Annotated in this window: 19 protein-coding genes; 6 read left to right on the top strand and 13 right to left on the bottom strand. The window is 67.0% G+C overall.

All coding sequences use genetic code 11. The features are described from left to right. Positions 1-26 precede the first annotated feature (26 nt). The 3 genes from HDR50_RS05855 to bioA all read left to right on the top strand — a co-directional run bounded on the left by HDR50_RS05855 (position 27) and on the right by bioA (position 3,595). On the top strand, positions 27-425 hold the full coding sequence (locus HDR50_RS05855) for a MucR family transcriptional regulator (RefSeq protein WP_291356809.1): 399 nt from the start codon (positions 27-29) through the stop codon (positions 423-425). A gap of 133 nt (positions 426-558) precedes the next feature. Then, the gene (bioB, locus tag HDR50_RS05850) at positions 559-1,500 is read left to right on the top strand and encodes a biotin synthase BioB (protein WP_291356807.1); all 942 of its coding nucleotides are present in this window, start codon (positions 559-561) and stop codon (positions 1,498-1,500) included. Beyond that, on the top strand, positions 1,493-3,595 hold the full coding sequence (gene bioA, locus HDR50_RS05845; protein ID WP_291356805.1) for an adenosylmethionine--8-amino-7-oxononanoate transaminase: 2,103 nt from the start codon (positions 1,493-1,495) through the stop codon (positions 3,593-3,595). The genes bioB and bioA overlap by 8 nt, the downstream gene beginning before the upstream one ends. On the opposite strand, the gene HDR50_RS05840 is transcribed toward bioA, so the two are convergent. The 4 genes from HDR50_RS05840 to HDR50_RS05825 all read right to left on the bottom strand — a co-directional run bounded on the left by HDR50_RS05840 (position 3,592) and on the right by HDR50_RS05825 (position 6,043). After that, positions 3,592-3,810: a hypothetical protein gene (locus HDR50_RS05840; RefSeq protein WP_291356803.1), complete on the bottom strand. Its 219-nt coding sequence runs from the start codon at positions 3,808-3,810 to the stop codon at positions 3,592-3,594. The two genes, bioA and HDR50_RS05840, sit on opposite strands and share 4 nt — an antisense overlap. Further along, the gene (locus tag HDR50_RS05835) at positions 3,804-4,145 is read right to left on the bottom strand and encodes a hypothetical protein (protein WP_291356801.1); all 342 of its coding nucleotides are present in this window, start codon (positions 4,143-4,145) and stop codon (positions 3,804-3,806) included. Before HDR50_RS05835 ends, HDR50_RS05840 begins: the two co-directional genes overlap by 7 nt. Positions 4,146-4,248: 103 nt before the next feature. Continuing rightward, entirely contained in the window at positions 4,249-5,439 is a 1,191-nt protein-coding gene (locus HDR50_RS05830; protein ID WP_291356799.1) for a Bcr/CflA family efflux MFS transporter, read from the bottom strand. 58 nt (positions 5,440-5,497) lie between these two features. Then, on the bottom strand, positions 5,498-6,043 hold the full coding sequence (locus HDR50_RS05825) for a methylated-DNA--[protein]-cysteine S-methyltransferase (RefSeq protein ID WP_291356796.1): 546 nt from the start codon (positions 6,041-6,043) through the stop codon (positions 5,498-5,500). 206 nt (positions 6,044-6,249) lie between these two features. On the opposite strand from HDR50_RS05825, the gene HDR50_RS05820 reads away from it, so the two are divergent. From HDR50_RS05820 to HDR50_RS05810, 3 genes are all read left to right on the top strand, one after another. Then, complete coding sequence (locus HDR50_RS05820) at positions 6,250-7,746, top strand: 30S ribosomal protein S1 (RefSeq protein ID WP_291356794.1); 1,497 nt, start codon at positions 6,250-6,252, stop codon at positions 7,744-7,746. Continuing rightward, complete coding sequence (locus tag HDR50_RS05815; protein WP_291356792.1) at positions 7,743-9,185, top strand: DegQ family serine endoprotease; 1,443 nt, start codon at positions 7,743-7,745, stop codon at positions 9,183-9,185. The genes HDR50_RS05820 and HDR50_RS05815 overlap by 4 nt, the downstream gene beginning before the upstream one ends. Before the next feature lie 147 nt (positions 9,186-9,332). Further along, the gene (locus HDR50_RS05810) at positions 9,333-10,991 is read left to right on the top strand and encodes a phosphoglucomutase (RefSeq protein WP_291356790.1); all 1,659 of its coding nucleotides are present in this window, start codon (positions 9,333-9,335) and stop codon (positions 10,989-10,991) included. Between the two features lie 75 nt (positions 10,992-11,066). On the opposite strand, the gene rsmA is transcribed toward HDR50_RS05810, so the two are convergent. The 9 genes from rsmA to fbp all read right to left on the bottom strand — a co-directional run bounded on the left by rsmA (position 11,067) and on the right by fbp (position 21,376). Beyond that, complete coding sequence (gene rsmA, locus HDR50_RS05805; protein ID WP_291356788.1) at positions 11,067-11,897, bottom strand: 16S rRNA (adenine(1518)-N(6)/adenine(1519)-N(6))-dimethyltransferase RsmA; 831 nt, start codon at positions 11,895-11,897, stop codon at positions 11,067-11,069. Positions 11,898-12,250: 353 nt separating this feature from the next. Next, entirely contained in the window at positions 12,251-13,894 is a 1,644-nt protein-coding gene (locus HDR50_RS05800) for an AMP-binding protein (protein ID WP_291356786.1), read from the bottom strand. After that, complete coding sequence (gene fabF, locus HDR50_RS05795) at positions 13,891-15,141, bottom strand: beta-ketoacyl-ACP synthase II (RefSeq protein WP_291356784.1); 1,251 nt, start codon at positions 15,139-15,141, stop codon at positions 13,891-13,893. The genes HDR50_RS05800 and fabF overlap by 4 nt, the downstream gene beginning before the upstream one ends. Further along, the gene (locus HDR50_RS05790; protein WP_291356782.1) at positions 15,138-16,280 is read right to left on the bottom strand and encodes a lytic murein transglycosylase; all 1,143 of its coding nucleotides are present in this window, start codon (positions 16,278-16,280) and stop codon (positions 15,138-15,140) included. Before HDR50_RS05790 ends, fabF begins: the two co-directional genes overlap by 4 nt. Position 16,281: 1 nt before the next feature. Next, positions 16,282-16,974, bottom strand: a complete 693-nt coding sequence (locus HDR50_RS05785) for a helix-turn-helix domain-containing protein (RefSeq protein ID WP_291356780.1) — start codon at positions 16,972-16,974, stop codon at positions 16,282-16,284. 19 nt (positions 16,975-16,993) lie between these two features. Next, entirely contained in the window at positions 16,994-17,842 is an 849-nt protein-coding gene (locus HDR50_RS05780; protein ID WP_291356778.1) for a protease modulator HflC, read from the bottom strand. Continuing rightward, entirely contained in the window at positions 17,839-19,083 is a 1,245-nt protein-coding gene (gene hflK, locus HDR50_RS05775) for an FtsH protease activity modulator HflK (protein ID WP_291356776.1), read from the bottom strand. The genes HDR50_RS05780 and hflK overlap by 4 nt, the downstream gene beginning before the upstream one ends. Positions 19,084-19,214: 131 nt before the next feature. Continuing rightward, complete coding sequence (gene tsaD / locus HDR50_RS05770) at positions 19,215-20,276, bottom strand: tRNA (adenosine(37)-N6)-threonylcarbamoyltransferase complex transferase subunit TsaD (protein ID WP_291356773.1); 1,062 nt, start codon at positions 20,274-20,276, stop codon at positions 19,215-19,217. Positions 20,277-20,374: 98 nt separating this feature from the next. Further along, entirely contained in the window at positions 20,375-21,376 is a 1,002-nt protein-coding gene (fbp, locus tag HDR50_RS05765) for a class 1 fructose-bisphosphatase (protein ID WP_291356771.1), read from the bottom strand.

Genomic DNA, 21,376 nt, shown 5'->3' with positions numbered 1-21,376 from the left:
TCCTTTTAAAGACTGAGGTGATCACCATGGACGATTATCTGAAAGAAGCGCTTGAAATTGCGCGTGCCCAGGCCGGTGTGCGTATCATGAGCGAAGAGGAAATCACGGCCTATATCCAGAAGCTCGCTGCCGGCATCCGCGCCATTGCGGAAGATGTCGTCCCCGATGAGATGGACTGTGCGGAAATGGCCCAGGAAGCCCGCAAGTCCATCAAGGAAAAGTCCGTCACCTGCCTTGAATGCGGCAAGAGCTTCAAGATCCTCACCCGCCGCCACCTGGCGAGCCACGGACTCGACAGCGCGGCCTACCGCGAAAAGTGGGGCCTGAAGAAAGACACGCCCCTCGTGTGCAAGTCGCTCCAGCGGGAACGCCGCAAGAAGATGAAAGACATGAAGCTGTGGGAAAAGCGCCGCAAGGCCAGCTAGGATACATCGGCAAGCCCGCCCCACGGCGGGCTTTTTCGTTTTCGGGGCTTCCCCGCCGCTTCCAGCAGGGGCGCCGGGGAAAGCCGCCGGTCAGGTTTTCCGCTTATTGCAGAGTTGCATCCCTGGATACTGCATGGTTTCTTTCTCCGTCACGTCCCCTGAGGAAGCGCTGGAACTGCTCTCGTTGCCCGATGCGGAACTCTTTTCCCGCGCGGAGCAGCTTCGGCGCGAAGCCAGCGGGCATTCGGTGCATCTGTGCGCCATCATCAATATCCGCAGCGGCCATTGTGGCATGGATTGCCATTTTTGCGCCCAAAGCCGGCATAATCCCGTGCCGCAGGCCGGCTTTCCGCTGCTCAAGGATGCTGTGTTGCGCGAGCGCATCCTCGCACTGGCGGAAACACCGGTGCGCCGCATCGGCCTTGTGGCGAGCGGCGGCGCGCTGGACGGTGAGGATTTCGAGCGCGTGCTCAGGCTCGTGACAGCGTTGCCCGCCGCCGTGCGCGGGCGGCTTTGCGCCTCCTTCGGGCGGCTGGACGACGAACGCATGGCACGCGTCGCCGCTTGCGGCATCACGCGCTACCACCACAACCTTGAGACCTCGGCCGGCTACTATCCGCAGGTCTGCTCCACCCAGCGCTGGAAGCAGAGGCGCGATACGGCGCGCCGCGCGCAGGCCGCGGGCCTCAGCCTCTGTTGCGGGGGCATTTTCGGCCTTGGGGAAACGTGGGAGGACCGCATCAGCCTGGCCTTCACCCTGCGCGAACTGGGTGTGAGGCATGTGCCGCTCAATTTTCTCCATCCGCAGGCGGGCACGCCGCTCGCCCGGCAGGAACCGCTCACAGCGGAGGAGGCCCTGCGCATCATTGCGGTCTTCCGGCATATCCTGCCCGGGGCGGCGCTCCGCATCTGCGGCGGGCGCCCGCTGGTGCTCGGGCGCCGTCAGGGCGAGATATTCACCGCGGGCGCCAATGCGCTCATGACCGGCGATTACCTCACCACCAGCGGTGAATCGCTCAAGGATGATCTGGCCCTGATCGCCGCCTGCGGCATGGAGGTGCCTCAGCATGCCTGAGCGCGAGGCGCCCTTGCGTGCCGTCTTTGTGGCCGGTGCGGGCACGGATGTGGGGAAGACGGTGGTCACGGCCGGCCTTTTGCGTGCGTTGCGCGGCCTCGGCGTGGCGGCGCAGGCGGTCAAGCCGTTGCAGACCGGCGTGGCGCCTGTGGATACGTCGCCCGGCGCGCCCCTCGCCGGCGATGCCGCGGTCTATGCGGCGGCCGTGGCCGACCTGCCCGGTGGCGCTCTGGCGCCGGCCGCGGTACTGCGTACCTTTGCCCTCCCGGCCTCGCCCTTTTTGGCGGCTTCCGAAGAGGGCGCTGTGCTGGACGCTGCCGGCCTTGCGCGTGGCATCCGCGAGCACTGGACGCGTGTGTCGCCGCCCGCCGAACTGTTGCTTCTGGAGGCCGCCGGCGGCCTGCTGGCGCCGCTCAATGCGCGCGAGGCCATGCTTGACCTCATGGCCCGGGTGGGCGCGCCGGTGGTCCTCGTCGTTCGCAACGAGCTGGGCGCGCTGAACCATGCCCTGCTGTCACTGGCGGCCTTGCAAGGGCGCGGGCTTGCGCTGGCCGGGCTCGCCGTGGTGGAACCGCCCCGCGAGCTGCGCGAGGCCAGCGGGGCGCGCATCCTGGAAGATAATATCCGCTTTTTGCGCGCGCGGCTGGCTCAGGACTGGCCCGGCGCCGTGCTCTGCCCCGTACCGCAGGCGGAACTTTCCGCCCCGCAGGGCTGGGAACGCATAGCCCGGGCCCTCCTGCCGCTGGCGCGGGCGCTGTATGAGGCGGTGAAGGCGCCGGATGCGGGAAAGGCCGGCGACATGGAGGCGCGCGACCATGCCGCGCTCTGGCATCCCTATGCCTCGGCCACGCGCCTGCCCCCGCTGGAGACCGCGGCCCTGAGCCATGAGAACCGCATCGTCCTCGCCGATGGCCGCGAACTCATTGACGGCATGTCTTCGTGGTGGGCCGCCGTGCACGGCTATAACCACCCGCGCCTCACCGCCGCCCTGCGCGCTCAGGCCGCCCGTATGCCGCATGTGATGTTCGGCGGGCTCACGCATGCGCCGGCGGTCACGCTGGGGGAACGGCTGCTCGCCGCCATGCCGCCCGGCCTCGTGCGGCTCTTCTTCGCCGATTCCGGCTCCGTGGCCGTGGAGGTGGCCCTCAAGATGGCCCTCCAGTGCCAGCAGGGCAGGGGGGAGCGGCGGCGCACCCGTTTTCTCGCGCCGCGCGGCGGCTATCATGGCGACACGCTGGGGGCCATGTCCGTCTGCGACCCGGTGACGGGCATGCACAGCCTTTTTGCCGGCCTCGTGCCGCAGCAGCTCTTCATGGAGCGCCCGGCCTGCCGCTTTGACGCGCCCTTTGCGGAAAGCGCGCTTTCCGACGCGCGCCGCATTTTTGCCGGGCATGGCGACGAGATAGCGGCCGTCATCCTCGAGCCCGTGGTGCAGGGCGCCGGCGGCATGTGGTTCTACCATCCTGACTATCTGCGGGGGCTTGCCGATCTCTGCCGCAAGGCCGGCGCGCTGCTCATTTTCGACGAGATCGCCACGGGCTTTGGCCGCACGGGCCGTTTCTTCGCCGCGGAGTGGGCCGGCGTCACCCCGGATATCCTCTGTTGCGGCAAGGCGCTCACAGGCGGCGTGCTGACCCTGGCGGCCACCGCCTGCACGGCCGCCGTGGCCGAAGACATCTGCCGCGAGGGCCGCGTCTTCATGCACGGGCCCACCTTCATGGGCAATCCGCTGGCCTGCGCGGTGGCGGGCGCCTCGCTGGACATACTCGAGGAAGGTCACTGGCAGGAGCAGGTGGCGGCGCTCGAGCGCCAACTTGCCCATGGGCTCGCGCCCTGCCGTCAGTTCGAGGGCGTGTCCGACGTGCGCGTGCTCGGCGCCATCGGCGTGGTGGAAATGGAGGCGCCGGTCAACGGGCGGGCCCTGCAGCGCTTCTTTGTGGAGCGCGGCGTCTGGATACGGCCTTTCGGGAAGCTCATCTACCTCATGCCGCCCTACATCACGCCCCCGGAAGACGTGGCGCAGCTCTGCAGCGCCGTGGCCGAGGCGGTGGCGGCGGGCGTCTGGCGCACCGGCGACACTCAGGGGGCGGCCTAAGCCTCGCCGCCCTTTTCCGGCATGAAGGCCGGGTTGAGCCCGCGATAAATGAGCCTGGTGGCCGCCTCATCGGCGAGCTCGCCTATGTCCATGAGCTTTTCCAGCAATTCCAGCAAATAGTGGCGGTCGTTCTCGCAGCCGTCGTGAAAGTCTTTTTCCAGCTCGCCCGAGCGGATATAGTTTTCCAGTTCCTGCAATTCTTCCATTTTCAGCATGGGTTTTCACTCCTTGTATGCCGGGAGGAGAGGCATTCCTCCACCAGCCGGGCGCCCAGCTTTTCCACCGCGGCGATCTCCTGCCGGGTGATGGCCTCGAAGTGGATGCCGCAGCTCACGCTCACCGCGCAGCCGAGCCCCGCGCAGAGCCGCCCGGCCACGAGGCCGGCCAGCGCCCCTTCGCGATGGCCGGGGCGCTCGCTGACCAGTGTCGCCTCCCCGGGCGCGGCCAGGGCCGTGGCCCCCGCATGGCCGTCGCCGCCAGTAAGGATGGCATGGAGGTCGCGTCCCTGGGGGCAGAGCCGGAGGGTGAGGTCGAGCCGCCCTTCCTTCACGTGAAATTCCTGCGCGGGTGGGGGGCAAGACGGTGTCCTTTCATCCATGCCCAAAGTGTAGCGAAATCGCGGCCCCGCGGAAAGGGCCGGGCGCCCTCTAGGCTCAGTCCCTGGCACGCCTCCGCGCCACCATGAGCCACGCGGCGAGGCACAGGGCGGAAACGACCGTGGAAATGCAGCCCACGGCCAGGATGGCGCCGGGCCACACAGAAAGGCTCGCCAGCAGCATGGAGAGCGCGCCGAAGAGCAGCCCCATGCAGTTGATGAGCGAGGAGACGACGCCGTTGTCGCCCTCGATGCTCTCCATCATGAGCACAGTCGAGGGCGCGCGCAGGGCGCTGCCGAACAGGGTGAGGAGCGCGAACAGCAGGGCGAAGGTCCACGGGCCGCGTGCGCCCCAGAAAATGACGCTGATGCCCGCAAGGCACATGGCAGAGAGGTGCCCGGCAAGAACGCGGTTCCTGTTCCAGTGGCGGAAAATCCCCATGTGCAGGAAGGGCCCCAGCAGGGAAGCACCGGCGTTGAGCGCGAAAAACAGGCTGTATTCCTGTGCCGAAACGTGAAAGGTGTCCTGGAAGATAAAGGCCGACACGGCGAGGTAGGACATGAAGGGCATGGACATGGCCGAAAAGATGAGCAGCGGGTAAAGAAAGTTCCTGTTGCCGAGCGCCACGCCCATGCGCCTGAAGGTGGCCCCGAGGGTGAGGCCGCCGCGGCGGGGATTGGTCTCCCTGAGCCAGAGGGTGCCGATGAGCGCCGCCACGCCGCACAGGGCGAGACAGAGGAAGATGCCCCGCCAGTCCACCATGAGCAAAAGCCAGCCCCCGAGCACCGGAGCGGTGAGCGGCGCGATGATGACCGTGGCCTGCATGATGGTCACCACCTTTTCCATGGAGCCGCCGCGCAGCACATCCTTGACGATGGCGAGCGACATGGCGCTGGCCGCTCCGCTGCCCACTGCCTGCACGCCGCGCCAGGCGAGAAAGGCCCCGATGGAGCCCGTGAGGCAGATGGCGACGCTGGAGGCGATGTAGAGCAGGGAACCAGCAAGGAGCACGGGCTTGCGGCCGTATCTGTCGCTCACCGGCCCCCAGAAGAGCATGGAGACGGCAAAGACCAGCATGAAGGTGCTGATGGTGGCGCTCGCGAGTTCGTTGGTGGTGGCGAAGGCGCGCGCGATGGAGGGGAGCGCCGGCAGGTACATGTCCGTTGAGATGGGGGCGAAGGCGCTCAAGAACGACAGGTAGAGGATGAGGAAACGGTTGCCCGGGTAAAAGAGACGGCGGTTTTTCATGGCGCGAGCTTATGCCCCAAGCGCCGGGGTGGCAATGGCGGGGGCGCGTGCGCGCTGTTCAGCGCTCCGCATATTTTCCCCTGCGGGGCAGGCTGAAGCGGCGCATGTCCACGCCCTCCAGCTCCAGGAGCCGTATCTTCCGCGCGATCCCCCCGCCATAGCCGGTGAGGTTGCCCCGCGCCCCCACGACCCGGTGGCAGGGGATGATGATGGAGAGGGGATTGCGGCCTACGGCGCCGCCCACGGCCCGGCTGGACATGCGCTCCTTGTGGAGTGCCAGCGCGGCCTCACGGGCGATGGCGCCATAGGTTACGCATTCGCCGTAGGGGATGGCGCGCAGGAGGCTCCAGATGAGCTGCTGGAAGGGCGTGCCCGCGGGAGCCAGCGGGAGGGCGCCGATGCCGGGCCTTTTGCCCGCGAAATAGGCGTCGAGCCACTGGCGCCCCAGCTTCAGGAGGGGGGCGTCCGGCTTTTCCTCCACAGGGGCGCCCCCCATGGCCTCACGCGCTGTCTCGCGCTCGAGCCACAGGCCCACCAGGGCTTCATCATCGCAGGCGAGGGTCAGTTCGCCGAGGGGGGAGGGACAGGAGCTTGTGTACAACAAATCGCCTCCTTGCGCGCCGGGGGGGGCTGCGAGCGTCCCCCAGCGCGCTTCACCGAGCATACAGGTTTTTTGCAGGGCCATCCACCTCCCCGCAGGGGCCCGGATGGCGCTCCGGGCCCGCGGCGCCTCCTTCCATTGTCTTTCGGCGTGAGGTGCGGTAGCATCAGCGCCTTCATTCTCCACTGCGAGTTCAAGGAGCACAGCATATGACCACAGAGGAACAGCGCAACAGCCCCGCGCCCGAAGACGGCGGCGAAGATTTTGCCGCCCTCCTGGCCGCGCATGACGAGGCCTCGTCCGGCCAGGTGCAGCCCGGCCAGAAGGTGAAGGGCACCATCATCGCCGTGACGGGCGAGAATGTTTTTGTCGATGTGGGCCTCAAGGAAGACGGCATCATGGATCGCAAGGACCTTCTGGATGCCGACGGCAAGGAGATCGCGGGCCCCGGCGAGACCGTGGAGGCCTGGGTGGTGGCCGCGAGCCCGCAGGGCATCGTGCTGTCGCGCTCCATGAGCGGCAGCGGCGTCGCCGCGCTGGAAGAGGCCCGGGACGCCGGCGTGCCCGTGGAAGGGCGCGTCACCGGCACCTGCAAGGGCGGCTACCTTGTGGAGGTGCTGGGCAAGTCGGCCTTCTGCCCGGGCAGCCAGATGGACGCCGCGGCCTCGGACGGCGAAGGCCCGGTGGGCCGCACCCTCCAGTTCCTCGTGACGCGCGTGGAAAATCGTGGCCGCAATATCGTGGTCTCCAGGCGGGCTCTACTCGACCGCGAGCGGCGCGAGAGCCTGGAAAAGCTGCTCGAGACGCTGAAGCCCGGCGACATGGTGGAGGGCCGCGTCACGAGGCTCGCGCCCTTCGGCGCCTTTGTGGAGCTGGCCCCGGCCGTGGAAGGCATGATCCACCTTTCGGAGCTCGCGTGGTCGCGCGTGGCAAGCGCCGATGAGGCCGTCTCCGTGGGAGACCCGGTGCGCGTCAAGGTGCTCGGCATCACCACCAATGAAAAAGGCCAGACGCGCATCTCGCTCTCGCGCAAGCAGGCCGAAGGCGACCCGTGGCAGGATGTGCCGGCGCGGCTCGCCGCGGGCAGCATCGTGCAGGGCAAGGTGCGTCGCCTCGCGCCCTTCGGCGCCTTTGTGGAAGTGCTGCCGGGCGTGGAGGGCCTTATCCATATTTCGGAAATGTCCTGGGCCAAGCGCGTGAACAAGCCGGAAGACGTGCTCAGCGTGGGCGACGAGGTTTCCGTCAAGGTCAAGGACGTGAACCCGGAGACGCGGCGCATCGCCCTGAGCCTGCGCGACGCCGAGGGCGACCCCTGGCAGGACGCGGAGCAGCGCTTCCCCGTGGGCGCCACGGTGGAGGGCACGGTGGAGGGGCGCAGCCAGTACGGCCTTTTTGTGACGCTCGCCCCGGGCATCACGGGCCTTTTGCCGGCCGGCGTCATCAAGAACAGCAAGAAGCCCGAGCTCGCCAAGCTGGACAAGGGCGACAGCGTGACCCTCGTCGTCCAAAACATTGACAGCGGCGCGCGCCGCATCAGCCTCACCTATGAAGGCGCCGACAATGACCCGCAGGCCGCGGGCGCCGGCCCGCGCGGGGCGGGCGGCGGCGGATGGAAGCAGCACGCCGTGTCGGGCGCTCCTGTTACGGGAATCATGGCACAGGCTTTGCAAAAGGCCATGCAAAAATCTTCCAAGGAGCGTTCATGAGCATGAAAAAATGCCTTGCAGCCCTTCTGGCCGTGGCCTTTCTGGGCACGGCCTCCCTGGGCCTTGCGGCGGATCTCCCGGATTTTAGCGAGCTTGCGGCCAAGTGCGGCCCGGCTGTGGTCAACATCGGCACCGAGCGCAAGGCTTCGGCCGCCGGCGCCGAAGACTTTTTTGGCGAAATGTTCCGCAACATGCCGCCAGGATTTGAAAAATTCTTCGACCAGTTCGGCGACCGCAAGGGCCGCAAAGCCCCCGGCGGGAAGCGCCCCCAGCGCAAGCAGAAGTCGCTCGGCTCGGGCTTCCTCGTTTCAGCCGACGGCTATATCGTGACCAACAACCATGTGGTCGCCGAGGCGGATGTCATCAACGTCACACTTGACGAGCGCAACGGCAAGGGCCAGCACTTCAAGGCCACCCTCATCGGCTCCGACGAGGAGACGGATCTTGCCCTGCTCAAGGTGGAGTCCAAGAACCCGCTGCCCTATCTCGTGTTCGGCAATTCCGACGACCTCAAGGTGGGCGAGTGGCTGCTCGCCATCGGCAATCCCTTCGGGCTCGACCACACGGTGACGGCGGGCATCCTCTCCGCCAAGGGCCGCAATATCCGCTCCGGCCCCTTTGACAACTTCCTCCAGACGGACGCCTCCATCAATCCCGGCAACAGCGGCGGGCCGCTGCTCAACATGCAGGGCCAGGTGGTGGGCATCAACACGGCCATCATCGCCAGCGGCCAGGGCATCGGCTTCGCCATCCCGAGCAACATGGCCGCCAAGATCATCGACCAGATCAAGAACGGCAAAAAGATCAGCCGCGGCTGGATCGGCGTGACCATTCAGGACGTTGACGAAAATTCCGCCAAGGCCCTGGGCCTCAAGGAGCCTGCGGGCGCGCTGGTGGGCTCCGTCATGGAAAATGAGCCTGCGGCCAAGGCCGGCGTGCAGGACGGCGACGTGATCATCGCCGTGGACAAGAAGAATATCGACGATTCCGCGGCGCTTCTGCGCGCCATCGCCGACAAGGCCCCGGGCAGCACCGCGGTGCTCACCGTCTGGCGCGACGGCAAGACCCAGGAGATCACCGTCACCCTTGGCGAGCGCAAGAGTCCGCAGGCCATGGGCAAGGACGGCAGCGGCCAGAAGCAGCAGGATGAGAGCCTGCTCGGCCTCTCCGTGCGCCCGCTCAAGAAGGAGGAGCGCAAGGAGCTCAAGATCGCCAAAGACGAGGGCCTGCTCATCGTGAGTGTTGACCCGGAAAAGCCCGCGGCCGAGGCTGACCTCCAGCCAGGCGATGTCATCCTCAAGGCCAACCAGGTGCCGGTCCACAGCGCGGCCGACCTCTCCAAAATCGTCAAGGAGGTGGGCGTGCAGCGCGGGGCGGTCATGCTCCAGATCCAGCGGCACGGGGACACCTATTTCCGCGCGGTGCCCATCGGCAAGTAGCGGTCTTTCACCCGAGCCATGAATCCAGGGGGGCGCCCGGTGGGCGCCCCCCTGTGTATTTAAGGGCGCGGGCGCCGCCTCTTGCGGCTGGCGGCTTTCCGGCGTAAAATTTGACAGCGTCTTCAGAGCATCTTCAGGAGGTGGACCATGCCCGTTGTTCATTGTGATGCCGGTCATCTGCCCGCGCCCGAAAAACTCGAGCGCATCCCCGCGCTGATGAGCGCCTATTATACCGAATTTCCCAATCCCAAGATCCCGGGGCAGCGCGTGTCTTTCGGGACTTCGGGGCATCGCGGCTCCTCGCTGCTCCATACCTTTAATGAGGAGCATATCTACGCCATCACCCAGGCCGTGTGCGACTATCGCGGCGCCAAGGGCATCGACGGCCCGCTCTTCCTCGGCGGCGATACGCACGCCCTTTCCGAGGCGGCCTTCCGCTCGGCCCTCGAGGTGCTGGTGGCCAATGGCGTCAATGTGCGCATTTCCAAGGACGGCGCCTATACGGCCACGCCGGCTGTGTCGCACGCCATCCTGCGCTGGAACGCCGGCCGCGAGCGCGGCCTGGCGGACGGCATCATCATCACGCCCTCGCACAATCCCCCGCGCGACGGCGGATTCAAGTACAATCCGCCCCACGGGGGCCCGGCGGAAACGGATGTCACCACCTGGATCGAAAAACGCGCCAACGAGTATCTTGAGTCCGGCAACCGCACGGTCAAGCTCGTCCACCTGCGCGAGGCGAGGAAATCGCCGCTGGTGGAGGAGTTCGACTACACCCGCGCCTATGTGGATGACCTCCCCAAGGTGCTCGACATGAAGGCCATCGCCGCCTCGGGCCTCAAGCTCGGCGTGGACCCGCTGGGCGGCGCGAGCCTGCCCCTCTGGGAGCCCATCGCCGAGACCTACGGGCTTGACCTCACCGTGGTCAACAAGGAGGTGGACCCCACCTTCCGCTTCGTGCCGCTGGACAAGGACGGCCAGATCCGCATGGACTGCTCGTCGCCCTATGCCATGAGCCGCCTGCTCGAAATGCGCGGCAACTTCGACCTGGCCTTCGCCTGCGACCCGGATTCCGACAGGCACGGCATCGTCACCCGCCAGGAGCTGATGAACCCCAACCACTCGCTCACCGTGGCCGCGTGGCACCTTTTCCGCACGCGCACCGGCTGGCCGGCCGAGCGCGGCATCGGCAAGACCGTGGTCACGAGCGCCACGCTGGACCGCGTGGGCAAGCACCTGAACCGCCCGGTGGTGGAAGTGCCCGTGGGCTTCAAGTGGTTCGTACCTTACCTCTTCAGCGGCCGCTGCGGCATGGGCTGCGAGGAGAGCGCGGGCGCGTCCTTCCTCTGCTTTGACGGCGCCCCGTGGAGCACAGACAAGGACGGCCCGCTCATGTGCCTTTTGGCCGCGGAAGTCATGGCCAAGGAAGGCAAGTCGCCGAGCGAGATCTACAAGGACCTGACGAAGATCGTGGGCGACCCCATCTACCAGCGCCTCGACGCCCCGGCCGACGACAGGACGCGCGCCCTGCTCAAGGCGCTCACACCGGAGCAGGTGAAGCTCAAGACCCTGGGCGGCTCGCCGGTGACGAGCGTCATCACCCGCGCGCCCGGCAATGACGCGCCCATCGGCGGTGTGAAGGTGAGCAGCGAGGACGGCTGGTTCGCCGTGCGCCCCTCGGGCACCGAGGCCATCTGCAAGGTCTATACGGAGAGCTTCAAGGGCGAGGACTACCTGACAGCCCTGCAAAAGGACGCCATCGACTTCCTCGAAAAGCTGCTCAAGGAAGGCGAAGGCGCTGAATAGCTGACCTTTCGGGGATACAATGCAAAAAGCCGCCCGGACATGGCGCCGGGCGGCTTTTCTGTGCGCGGTCAGCGGTCATTTTTCTGTGGTATCCGGCCTTTCGTCTCCTGACATCTCCGCAAGAAGGCCCGCGAGGCGGAGGAAGTCCGCCACGGAAAGCGCCTCGGGCCGCAGTTGCGGCGAAAGGCCAAGTCCCGGGAGCGCCCTGGCGAGCTCAGTCCGGCCCGCGCGGGCGAAAATGCCGCCCAGTTGCTTGCGGCGCTGCTGAAAGCAGATGCGTAACAGGCGTTCCAGCGCGGCCGGGTGACGAGGCCGGGCCTCCTGTGGCAACGGTGTGAAGGAGACCACGCCCGAATCCACCTTGGGCGGCGGCGCAAAGGCTCCCGGGCTAAGGCTGAATTCGAGGCGCGGCCGGCTATAGGCCTGCACCCATACGGAGAGCGCGCCATACTGGCGCGAACCCGGGGCGGCGCAAAGCCGCTGGCCCACTTCTTTCTGCACCATGAAGACGCAGCGGGCGGCGCCGCTTTGCGACACGATGTCCCAGATAAGCGGCGAGGCCACGTTATAGGGCAGGTTGCCCGCGATCTTCCAGCCGGCCCCGGGTGTCAGGCGCCGCCAGTCGAAGCGCAGAGCGTCCATGAGCACGGCCCGGGTTCCCGCAGCCGCCTCGCGCTGGCGTTCCGCTGCCCAATGGCGGTCTTTTTCCAGCAGCAGCAGCTGTGCATGCGGCTGCGCCTCAAGCGCGCGCGTGAGGGCGCCTGGCCCCGGGCCGATCTCGAGCACCTTGTCCTCTGCCTGCGGGTGCAGCAGGGCCGCGATACGCCGGCAGACCCCCTCGTTGCGGAGAAAATGCTGGCCAAGGCTTTTCTTGGCGCGTGGCGCTTCAGGGGCGGCAAGGCTCATGCGGCAGGATGTCCGTAGTGGGGTCTTAAGAGCGGCGCGCCCGGCGGCAAAGGCACGTGGCAGGCCGGAAATACCATGCCGCCCCGGTGCGCGGGCCGTGCAAAAACGGCGGGCGCAAGCCGGGGCGGCGACAACGGGAAGCGGGCCGGATGCCAGGTGGCATCAAGCGGCGCGTGATCCCCGGGGCGGGTGGGAACCTTTCGGTTCCGCCGGGGCGCCCCCATGGCTGAAAGGGGCGGACCGCGCCTTGCTTATGCTCTCCTATCGGCGCCTTCCAGAAAAAGTTGAGAGCTTTTGGCGAAAAATTTTCAGCTCTGCGTGAAAAATTTTTTCGCGCTGCCCATACGCGCCTCTTACCCTCTGGCATCGCGCTCCGCCTGCTCCCGCACCTTGTAGTGGAGGAGCTTGCCCGTGGCCGTGTGCGGCAATTCCTTCACCAGAGTGTAGAAGCGCGGCCGCTTGAAGGGCGGCAGCATGGGGTGGGCGACGCAATGGGCGCGCAGCTCCTCCACGGTCAGGCTTTCGTCCGCGGGCACCACATAGGCGGCCACACATTGCCCGTGCAGCCGGTCAGGCCGGCCCACCACCGCGCATTCGGCCACCTTGGGGTGCTCGTTGAGCGCGGCTTCCACCTGGGTGGGATAGATATTCTCGCCCGCGCAGATGATCATGTCGTCCTTGCGGCTGACCACGGTGACGAATTCGTTCTTGTCCCAGGTGCCGATGTCGCCCGTATAGTGAAAGCCCTTGTAAAACTTGCGGCGCGACATCTCCTCGTTGTTCACATAGCAGCCGGCGGACTTGGCCGGGGCGCGGATGATGATCTCGCCGATCTCCAGATTATCCTTGGCGACCATGTCATCCGGCTCGGCATGGCCGCCGTCGGGCAGGATGCGCACGAGGCGCACGTCATCGTCCGTGCAGGACATGCCGGCGCTGCCCGCCTTGCCGGGCAGGTCATAGGGCCGCAGGAAGGTGTTCCAGAAGGTCTCTGTGGTGCCGTAGCCGTTGAAGATATTGGGCGTGAAGAGCTCCATGTAGCGCTCGCAGGCGGCTTTCTCAAAGGGGCTTCCCATGGTCACGATGCCGCGGAGGGAGGAAAGGTCCACCGGGGTGTGCTCCTGCGCGCGGGCCAGAAGCGCGATGATGGAGGGCACCCCGATGAGGAAGGTGACGCGCTCCTTCGCCGCAAGCTCGAGGCAGCGGCGCGGATTGAATTCGCGCAGGATGACCACCTCGCCGCCGGCGTAAAGGGTGGGGGTCGGGCCGCCTGAGTGCAGACCGCCGCGGTGGAACCACGGGGTCATGTTCATGGTGCGGTCATTGGCGTTGAGCGGAAAGTGCATGAGCACGTCGTGGGCCGAGAGCACTTCGTTGATGTCGTTGATGGGCACGGCCTTGGCCCGGTTCGTGGTGCCCGAGGTGTAGAGGCGCGTGGTCTCGTCATAGATATGCTTGCGGTGGGCAGGAACGGGATCGGTTTCGGGCTGCCCGGCTACATAGTCGGCATAGGCGGTCGCGCCGGGGGCCCCTTCAGTGCCCGCAGTCTCAGAAACAAGCACCACGCGCCCGGGCTTGTATCCGGCCATGGCGAGGGCCTGCTCCGCCACCGGGGCGAAGGCGGCGTCATAGATGAAGACCGCGGGCTCGCTGTCATCGATGAGCAGGGCGAGCTCGCCGGCGGAGAGCCGGTAGTTTACCGGGCAGCCGATGGCGCCCAGCTTGTGCCCGGCCAAGTAGGCGAACACGAATTCCGGGCTGTTGAACAGCATGTACATGATGACGCTGTTCTTTCCCACGCCGTCGGCCTTGAGGGCATGGGCGAGCCGGTTGGCGTCCGTATTGAGCTCGCGGTATGTCCAGCGGCGGTCATCCTCGGGCGAATACAGGGCCGGCCGGTCACCAAAGCGACCCACATTGCGCATAAAGCCGTTCAGCCAGGTGAATTCATGCTCAAAATTGTCGCGGAACTGATCCACGTCATAGGTATGCGTCATCGGGAAATCTCCTCTGCGGGCCGGGTAACGATGATGCTCGAATTCTGGCCCCCGAAGCCCAGAGAATTGGACATGGCCGCGTCCACCCGCGCTTCCCGCGCCGTGCGCGGCACATAGTCGAGGTCGCATTGCGGGTCGGGCGTGTCAAGGTTGAGGGTCGGGGGCAGGATGCCTTCACGCAGGGCCATGATGCAGGCGATGATCTCGGTGATGCCGCCCGCGCCCATGAGGTGCCCGGTGGCGCCCTTGGTGGAGCTCACGGGCGGGGCCGTGTCAATGCCGCCAAAAACCTTCTTGAGGGCCACGGTCTCGGCGATGTCGCCAAGGCCCGTGGAGGTGCCGTGCGCGTTGATATAGCCGATGGCGGAGGGCGCAAGCCGGGCCCGGCGCAGGGCCGCGCGCATGCAGGCGGCAGCGCCTTCGCCCGTGGGGTCGGGCGCGGTGATGTGGTGGGCGTCAAGGCTGTTGCCCCAGCCGGCCAGCTCGGCGAGCACCTGGGCGCCCCGCGCCCGCGCGTGGTCCAGCGTCTCAAGGACGAGCGCGCCGCCCCCCTCGCCGATGACGAAGCCGTCCCGGTCGCGGTCAAAGGGGCGGGAGGCCGCCTCGGGCGCGTCGTTGCGCCTTGAGAGGGCGCGCGCCTGGGCGAGGCTCGAGACCACGCTCGGGCAGAGGATGCTTTCGCCGCCGAGCACGAGCATGGTGTCCGCCTCGCCGGCCCTGAGCAGCATGGCGGCGGTCATGATGGCGTCGCCGCCGGCGGAGCAGGCGGTTTCCAGCGTCATGCCCGGGCCGTGGATGCCGTAATGGATGGCCAAGTGCGCGGCCGCCATGTTGCCGATGATCATGGGCACGAAGTGCGGGCTCACCTTGCCGGTCTTGCTCCCGAGAAAGGCCGCTTCGCCGGCGCTGGCCTCGGCGATGCCCGCAAGGGCCGTGCCCATGGTGATGCCCACCCTTTCGGGGGCGGCCGCGATGTCAAGGCCGCTCTGGGCGAGGGCCTCCGCGCCGGCCACGAAGGCATAGCGCATGAAGCGCGCGGCATTGCGGGCCACGGCGCGCGGGAGGTCATCCTCGGGGAGGTCTTGCACCTCGGCGGCGATGCGCACGGGAAGCAGGGAAGCGTCAAAGCGCGTGAGCACGTCAACGCCGCACTCGCCTTCGATGAGCGCGCGCCAATAGTCGCCCACGCCGATGCCGAGCGGCGTGACAGCGCCCATGCCGGTGATGACGAGGCGGCTTGCGCTCATGGCCTGCCCCCCGAAACCGGAGATGTTTGAACCGCTGCGGCCGGCGCCGGGACCTGGGCCACGAGGTCGCTCAGGGCGAGGATGGTATTGGCGTAAGTGCGGGAGTGATTGTAGGTCATGAGCAGGGCGTGCTGGCGTTCACGGGAGAGCCCGGCCTTCCAGCCGTGGCGGGCAAGATAGTGGGCGAGGCTCGCGATGGCGTCCGGCGCGGTGAAGAGGTCCACGCGGCCGTCACCGTCGCCATCGGCGCCATAGGTGGAAATGTTGGAGGGCATGAACTGGCACAGGCCCACAGCGCCGTAAATGGAGCCCGGCAGTCCCTCCGGGGCGATGTGGTCACGGAGCATATGCTCCACGAGGGCCTTTGTTTCCTTATAGGCCCAGTCGGCGCGCTTGTGCAGGGTCTCGGTGAGCCAGGGCATGTGCTTCTCATAGCCGGGGAGTTGGGGAAGCCACTGGCTGATGTCTTGCGGCGTGGTGCTCACCGCCATGCTGGCGAGTGTGTAGAAGGCGTTTTCCGGCACATCGCCGAGCACCTTGCCAAGGCGCGTCTCCACAAAGAGCAGGGAGGCCGCGATGGCCGGCGGCACGCCGTAGCGCGCGTCGGCGGCGGCGAAGGCGGCCTCGTGCGCGGCGATGAAGTCACGGCAGAGCGCGGCATTGGCCTCGGTGACCACGCCCTTGTAATAGAGGGGCGCGGGCTTGGCCGTGGCCGGGCGCGGCAGGAAGCGGCGGCGGTACAGCTCGCGGATCTTGCGGCCCATGGGCGACTGCGTGGGCGTGGGCGAGAGCCTCGCCAAGAGGGCGTCCACGCGCGGGCCGGAAAGGCCGTCAGCCGCAAGGCGCGCTGCCAGCGGCTGCCAGCGGGGCGCGACTTCTCCGGCTGGTTCGTCTGCGGCAAGAGTTTCCGTAAGGGGCCTTGCCTCGTCGGCAGCGGCGGAGGATGCAGCCGCCAGAGCCTCTCCGGCCGGGTCGGCCAGATCCGGTGCCTTGGCTGTGCGCGTGCTGCCGCAGGCTGCCAGAAGCAACGCGCAGGCGAGGATCAGGGTGAGCAGGTCAGCCGGACGCCGCGCCGCCGCAAGGCGCTCAGGCGCAGTGGGCGCAGGGCGCAGGATGTGCCGGAAGTGCGGCGCCGCCATCCTAGAACTCCTGCAGTGTCCAGACCACGCGCCCGAGGAGCCGCTGGCGCAGGAGCTCCGGCGCAAGCACCGTCTCCGGGAATTCGGGAGATTCCGAGCGCAGCAGGTAGCCCGTCTGCGCGCCGTCCAGGAAGATGCGGCGGAGCACCAGGCCCTCGTTGGGCGCGAACAGCGCATAGATCTTGCCGGAAGTGATGGCGTTCTCCCGCGTGTCCACGCCGAAGTGCGCCCCCTGCGAGATGAGCGGGGCCATGTTGACCCCGCGCATGCGGAACACGAGCACGCCCGGGCGCACCAGGGAAAGCGGCAGGGAGATCTTGCCCCGCGGCGTGAATTCGGGGCGGTCGCCGCCGTCGTCCCAGACGGCGGGCATGGCAAATTCGGTGCACACAAGGTGCTTGGCCTGGTCATCGCCGTAGACGGCGGTGTTTTCCGCGAGGAAGGCCGGCGCGTCCTGCGGGGCATAGCCCTCTTCGGTGCGCAGATACATGGGACCCATACCCTGCTTGAGCCAGTCGGGATTAAGGCCGAACTTCTCAAAAAGTTTCATGTACCAGTCGCCCGGCACGGAATTGCGTCGCTTGGCGTCAGAAATGCTGGACTGGCGGATGTCGAGCACTTCCGCCAGTTCCATTTGCGTCCGGCAATTGGTCGCAAGGGTAATACGGCCATATATTTCCGCAAATGAAGACATGCCAGAACTCCTGACGCCGCTACTGTTGCAGGTTGAGCAGCGGCGCTTCGTTGGTGAGGACCATCTTGCTATTGTCCTTGAAGGATTTTCGCATGGCCTCCAGCCAGCGCTGGTAGGCGTAGAAATCCGGCGACTTGCTGTAGGCGCCCGCATAGGTGGCGGCCGCCTTGGCGTCGCCGCGGCCGCGCTCCACCTGCGCTTCGCGGGCGGCCTCGGCGAGGATGAGGGCGCGCTGGCGGTCGGCGTCGGAGCGAATGCGGGTGGATTCCTCCTCGCCCTCGGAACGGTACTGCTTGGCCTGGCGTTCACGCTCGGCGCGCATGCGCTCGAAGATGGCGCGCTGGTTTTCCTGCGGAAGGTCGGTGCGCTTGATGCGCACGTCCAGCACCTCCACGCCAAAGGGCTTCATGAGCTCCGAGACCTTGTCGGTCACCTCCTTCATGATGTTGGCGCGGTGCGACGAAACGACCTGCGTGAGCGTGTAGGCGCCCACGAGCGCGCGCAGCTGCGAATACACCACGTCGTCGAGGCGCGCCTGCGCGCCGGGTATGGTGCGCATGGTGCGGTAGAACTGGAGCGGGTCGATGATGCGCCAGCGCGCGTAGTTGTCGAGCACGATGGCCTTCTTGTCCACCGTGAAGGCCTCGCGGGAGCGGGCCTCGTAGTCGAGCACCCGCGAATCGAAATAGACCACGTTCTGGACGAAGGGCAGCTTAAAATGCAGGCCCGGGCCGTAGACCTCGGGGAGCGGCTCGCCGAGCTGGAGCACCAGCGCCTTCTGCGTCTGGTGCACGGTGAAAAAGCACTGGCTGCCGAGCGCCGCAAGCGCGAGGATGAGCACCACGAGGAGAAAAGGGTTCTTTTTCATGGCCGTTCTCCTGCGGGGGCCGCGGCCGAGGCGGCGGGGGCCGGCTGCGCCTGCTGGCGCACTTCGGGCGCGGCGCGGCGCTCGGGGCTCGCGGCCTCGGGCAGCCTCGGCGCGCTCAGGCTCGGGAGCGGCAGATACGGCAGCGCCCTGGAGGCCGCGGCGCCGTCCATGAGCACCTTTTCGCCGGAACCGGCGAGGATATCTTCCATGGTCTCGTAATAAAGGCGCTGCTTTGTCACTTTGGGCGCCTTGTCATATTCCACGCGCAGGGCGTCGAAGCGCTCGGCGTCGCCCTCGGCGTGGCGTACCCGCGTGGCGCTGTAGGCCTCGGCCTGGTTCTTCATGGCTGCGGCCTGGCCGCGGGCCCTGGGCAAAAGCTCGTTGCGGTAGGCCTCGGCCTGGTTGATGATCCGGCTCTTGTCCTCGCGGGCGCTGGCCACGTCCTTGAAGGCGTCAATGACCTCCTTGGGCGGGTGCACGTCCTGCAACTGCACCGCGATGATCTGGATGCCCGCGCCGTAGCGGTCGAGGATATGCTGGAGCAGCTGGGTGGCCTCGCTCTGGATCTTGAGCTTGCCGTCGGTGATGGCGGAATCTATCTCGCTGTTGCCGATGACCTCGCGCATGGCGGCTTCGGCCGCATTGCGCACGAGGGCCGTGGGCGCGCTGACGTTGAAGAGATATTGCACCGGGTCGCTGATCTTGTACTGCACGCTGAACTGGACATTGACGATGTTCTCGTCGCCGGTGAGCATGGAGGCCTCTTCGGCGATGGTGCGCACCTGGCCCTGCTGGAAAGTGGCGGACTGCCCCACGGAGCGGAAGCCCACCTCGCTGCGCAGCACCTGCGTGACCTGCGGCTTGTAGACCGTTTCAAAGGGGGCTGGCAGCGCATAGTGCGGGCCCGGATCCACCGTGCGGTCATAGCGGCCAAAGCGGAGCACCACCCCCTGCTCGTCGGGATTGACGATATAGATGCCGGAGAGCAGCCAGAGGACCACGGCGGCGATGCCGATGAGCAGCACGAGGCGCCCGTTGGGCAGCTTGAAGCGGGAAAGGCGCTCAAACGGGTTGTTGGGGCCCCCCCCGCGGCTTTCATTGAGCAGATAACGCTGGTTGCGCGGCTTTTCGCGGCCGGCCTCCACGTCGTCGCCGTCGGGCTCTTCCGGGCGGCGCGGCGGGCGTTGGGCGCCCTGCTGGCGCTGCCGCTTTTCCTGTAGCTTGTCCCAATCCCAGTTCATGATGGAGATGATCCTTGGCTGCTGGTGGGGCGGCGTCGGGCGCCGCAAAACCGCTGCAAAGAGGATTATTTATAGGCTACACGGCCCTGGCGGTCAAGACGCAAGCCGCCTTGCGGGCCCGGGCGTCATGATCACGCCTCCGGCGCGCACAGCATGTCCTCGGGGATCTTGCGTCCGCGCGGGATGGTCTCCATGGCAAGATCATGGAAATAGCCTTCCTTCCCGAGCAGCCAGCCGGCATAGGCCGTCATGACGGCATTGTCGGTGCAGAGCCTCGGCGGCGGCACGAGGCAGCGGCCGCCGTGTGCGCGCATGAGCTCCGCCGCGCGCTCCCTGAGCAGGCTGTTGGCGGCAGCACCGCCCGCCAGGACGAGGGTGCGGATATCGGGGTTTCGCCGCAGGGCGCGCTCCGTCTTGGCGCACAGGGTATCGACAACGGCCTTGTTGAAGGCGGCGCAGAAATCGCGCAGGGCCTTTGGGGCTGCCTCCGGGGAGGGCAGCGGCCTGGGCCAGCTCTCCGGGCACGACTTTTCCAGCCAGAGTGCCGCGGCGGTCTTGAGGCCGCTGAAACTGAAATCAAGGTTGTCGTTGTCCAGATAGGGCCGGGGCAGCGCGAGGGCGCCCGGCTCCCCCGTGCGGGCGAGCCTGTCAAGCTGCGCGCCGCCGGGATAGGGCAGCCCGGCGAGCTTTGCCGCCTTGTCAAATGCCTCGCCGGCCGCGTCGTCCAGGGTGCGCCCCAGGGTGATGAAGCGCCACGGCGCCTCCATGCGGTAGATGTGAGTATGGCCGCCCGAGACCAGCAACCCGAGGGAAGGGAAGGTCAGTTCGTTGTCGATGCCGGCTGCCAGCAGGTGCGCGTGCAGGTGGTCGATGCCGAGGAAGGGCACCCCGAGGCCCAGAGCCAGGGCCTTGGCAAAGCCCACGCCCACGAGCAGGCTCCCGAGCAGCCCGGGCCCGCGCGAGGCGCACACAAGGTCAATGGCCTGGGGTCCAACGCCCGCGCGCCGCATGAGTTCGTCAAAAAGGGGGCCCATGTAACGGTAATGCTCGCGCGAGGCCAGTTCCGGCACAACGCCGCCGAACAGGGCATGGATGTCGGCCTGGCTGGCGAGCACCGAGGCCAGCGGGCGCCCCTCGTCAACAAGGGCGAGGGCAGTCTCATCGCAGGAACTTTCGATACCGAGAACGAGCATGCTCAACCGAAAATGCGCGGGCGCGGAAAATCCCGCCCCGCCCCGGCGCCTCATGGCCGGGAGGGGGCGGAAATCCGCTCAGGAAAAGGTGAGATCAGCTAGGACTGTTCGGCGTAGATGCGCTCCACGGCCTCCACATCCTTGCGCGAGCCGATGAAGAGCGGCGTGCGCGCGTGCAGGCGGTCGGGCTTTTTCTCAAGGATGCGCTGGCGCCCGTCGCTGGCCCTGCCACCGGCCTGTTCCGCGAGGAAGGCCAGCGGATTGGCCTCGCACATCATGCGTAGCTTGCCCTCGGGCTTGCGCTGGTCGGCCGGGTACATGTAGATGCCGCCGCGAAGCAGGGTGCGGTGGAAGTCCGCCACGAGCGCGCCCACATAGCGGGCGGAATAGGGCTTGCCGTCAGGGCTCTCGCAATTGTGGAACCACTTGACCACCTCGCGCGTGGGCTGGTCCCAGTAGCGCCAGTAGCCTTCGTTGACGGAATAGATATAGCCCTGTTCGGGAATCTGCATGTCGGGGTGCGACAGCAGGAACTCGCCCACGCCCGGGTCGAGCGTGAAACCGTGGACACCCTGGCCGGTGCTCAAAACGAGCATGGTGGAAGGCCCGTAGAGGATGTAGCCCGCGCCCACCTGCTGGATGCCGGGCTGGAGCACCTCCTCCACGGTCACTTCGCCGGTGTTGCCGGCGGGACGGCGCAGGATGGAGAAGATGGTGCCCACATCCACATTAATGTCGATATTGGAGGAGCCGTCCAGCGGGTCAAAGATGAGGATGTAGTCGCCGCGCGGAAATTCCGGCCCGACGCGGATAAGTTCGGCCTCTTCCTCGGAGCTCATGGCGCAGAGCGCGCCGCAGCGCTCCATGCGGTAGATCATGATCCTGTTGGCGATGGCGTCCATTTTCTGGACGTCCTCGCCCTGGACATTGACTTCGCCGGTGCCGCCCAGGATGTCTAGCAGGCCGGCCTTGTTGATGCGCCGCGCGATGGACTTGCCCGAGAGGATAAGGTCGTAGAGCAGGCCGGTGAACTGGCCCGTGGCGTGGGGCGAACGCTTCTGGTGCAGGAGAAGGTGCTCGGTAACCGTAATGTCAGCCAT

Source organism: Desulfovibrio sp. (assembly GCF_014803725.1).
GTDB lineage: Bacteria > Desulfobacterota > Desulfovibrionia > Desulfovibrionales > Desulfovibrionaceae > Desulfovibrio.
The sequence above is the reverse complement of the archived record's forward strand: the minus strand, read 5'-3'. Positions and strand labels throughout refer to the sequence as shown.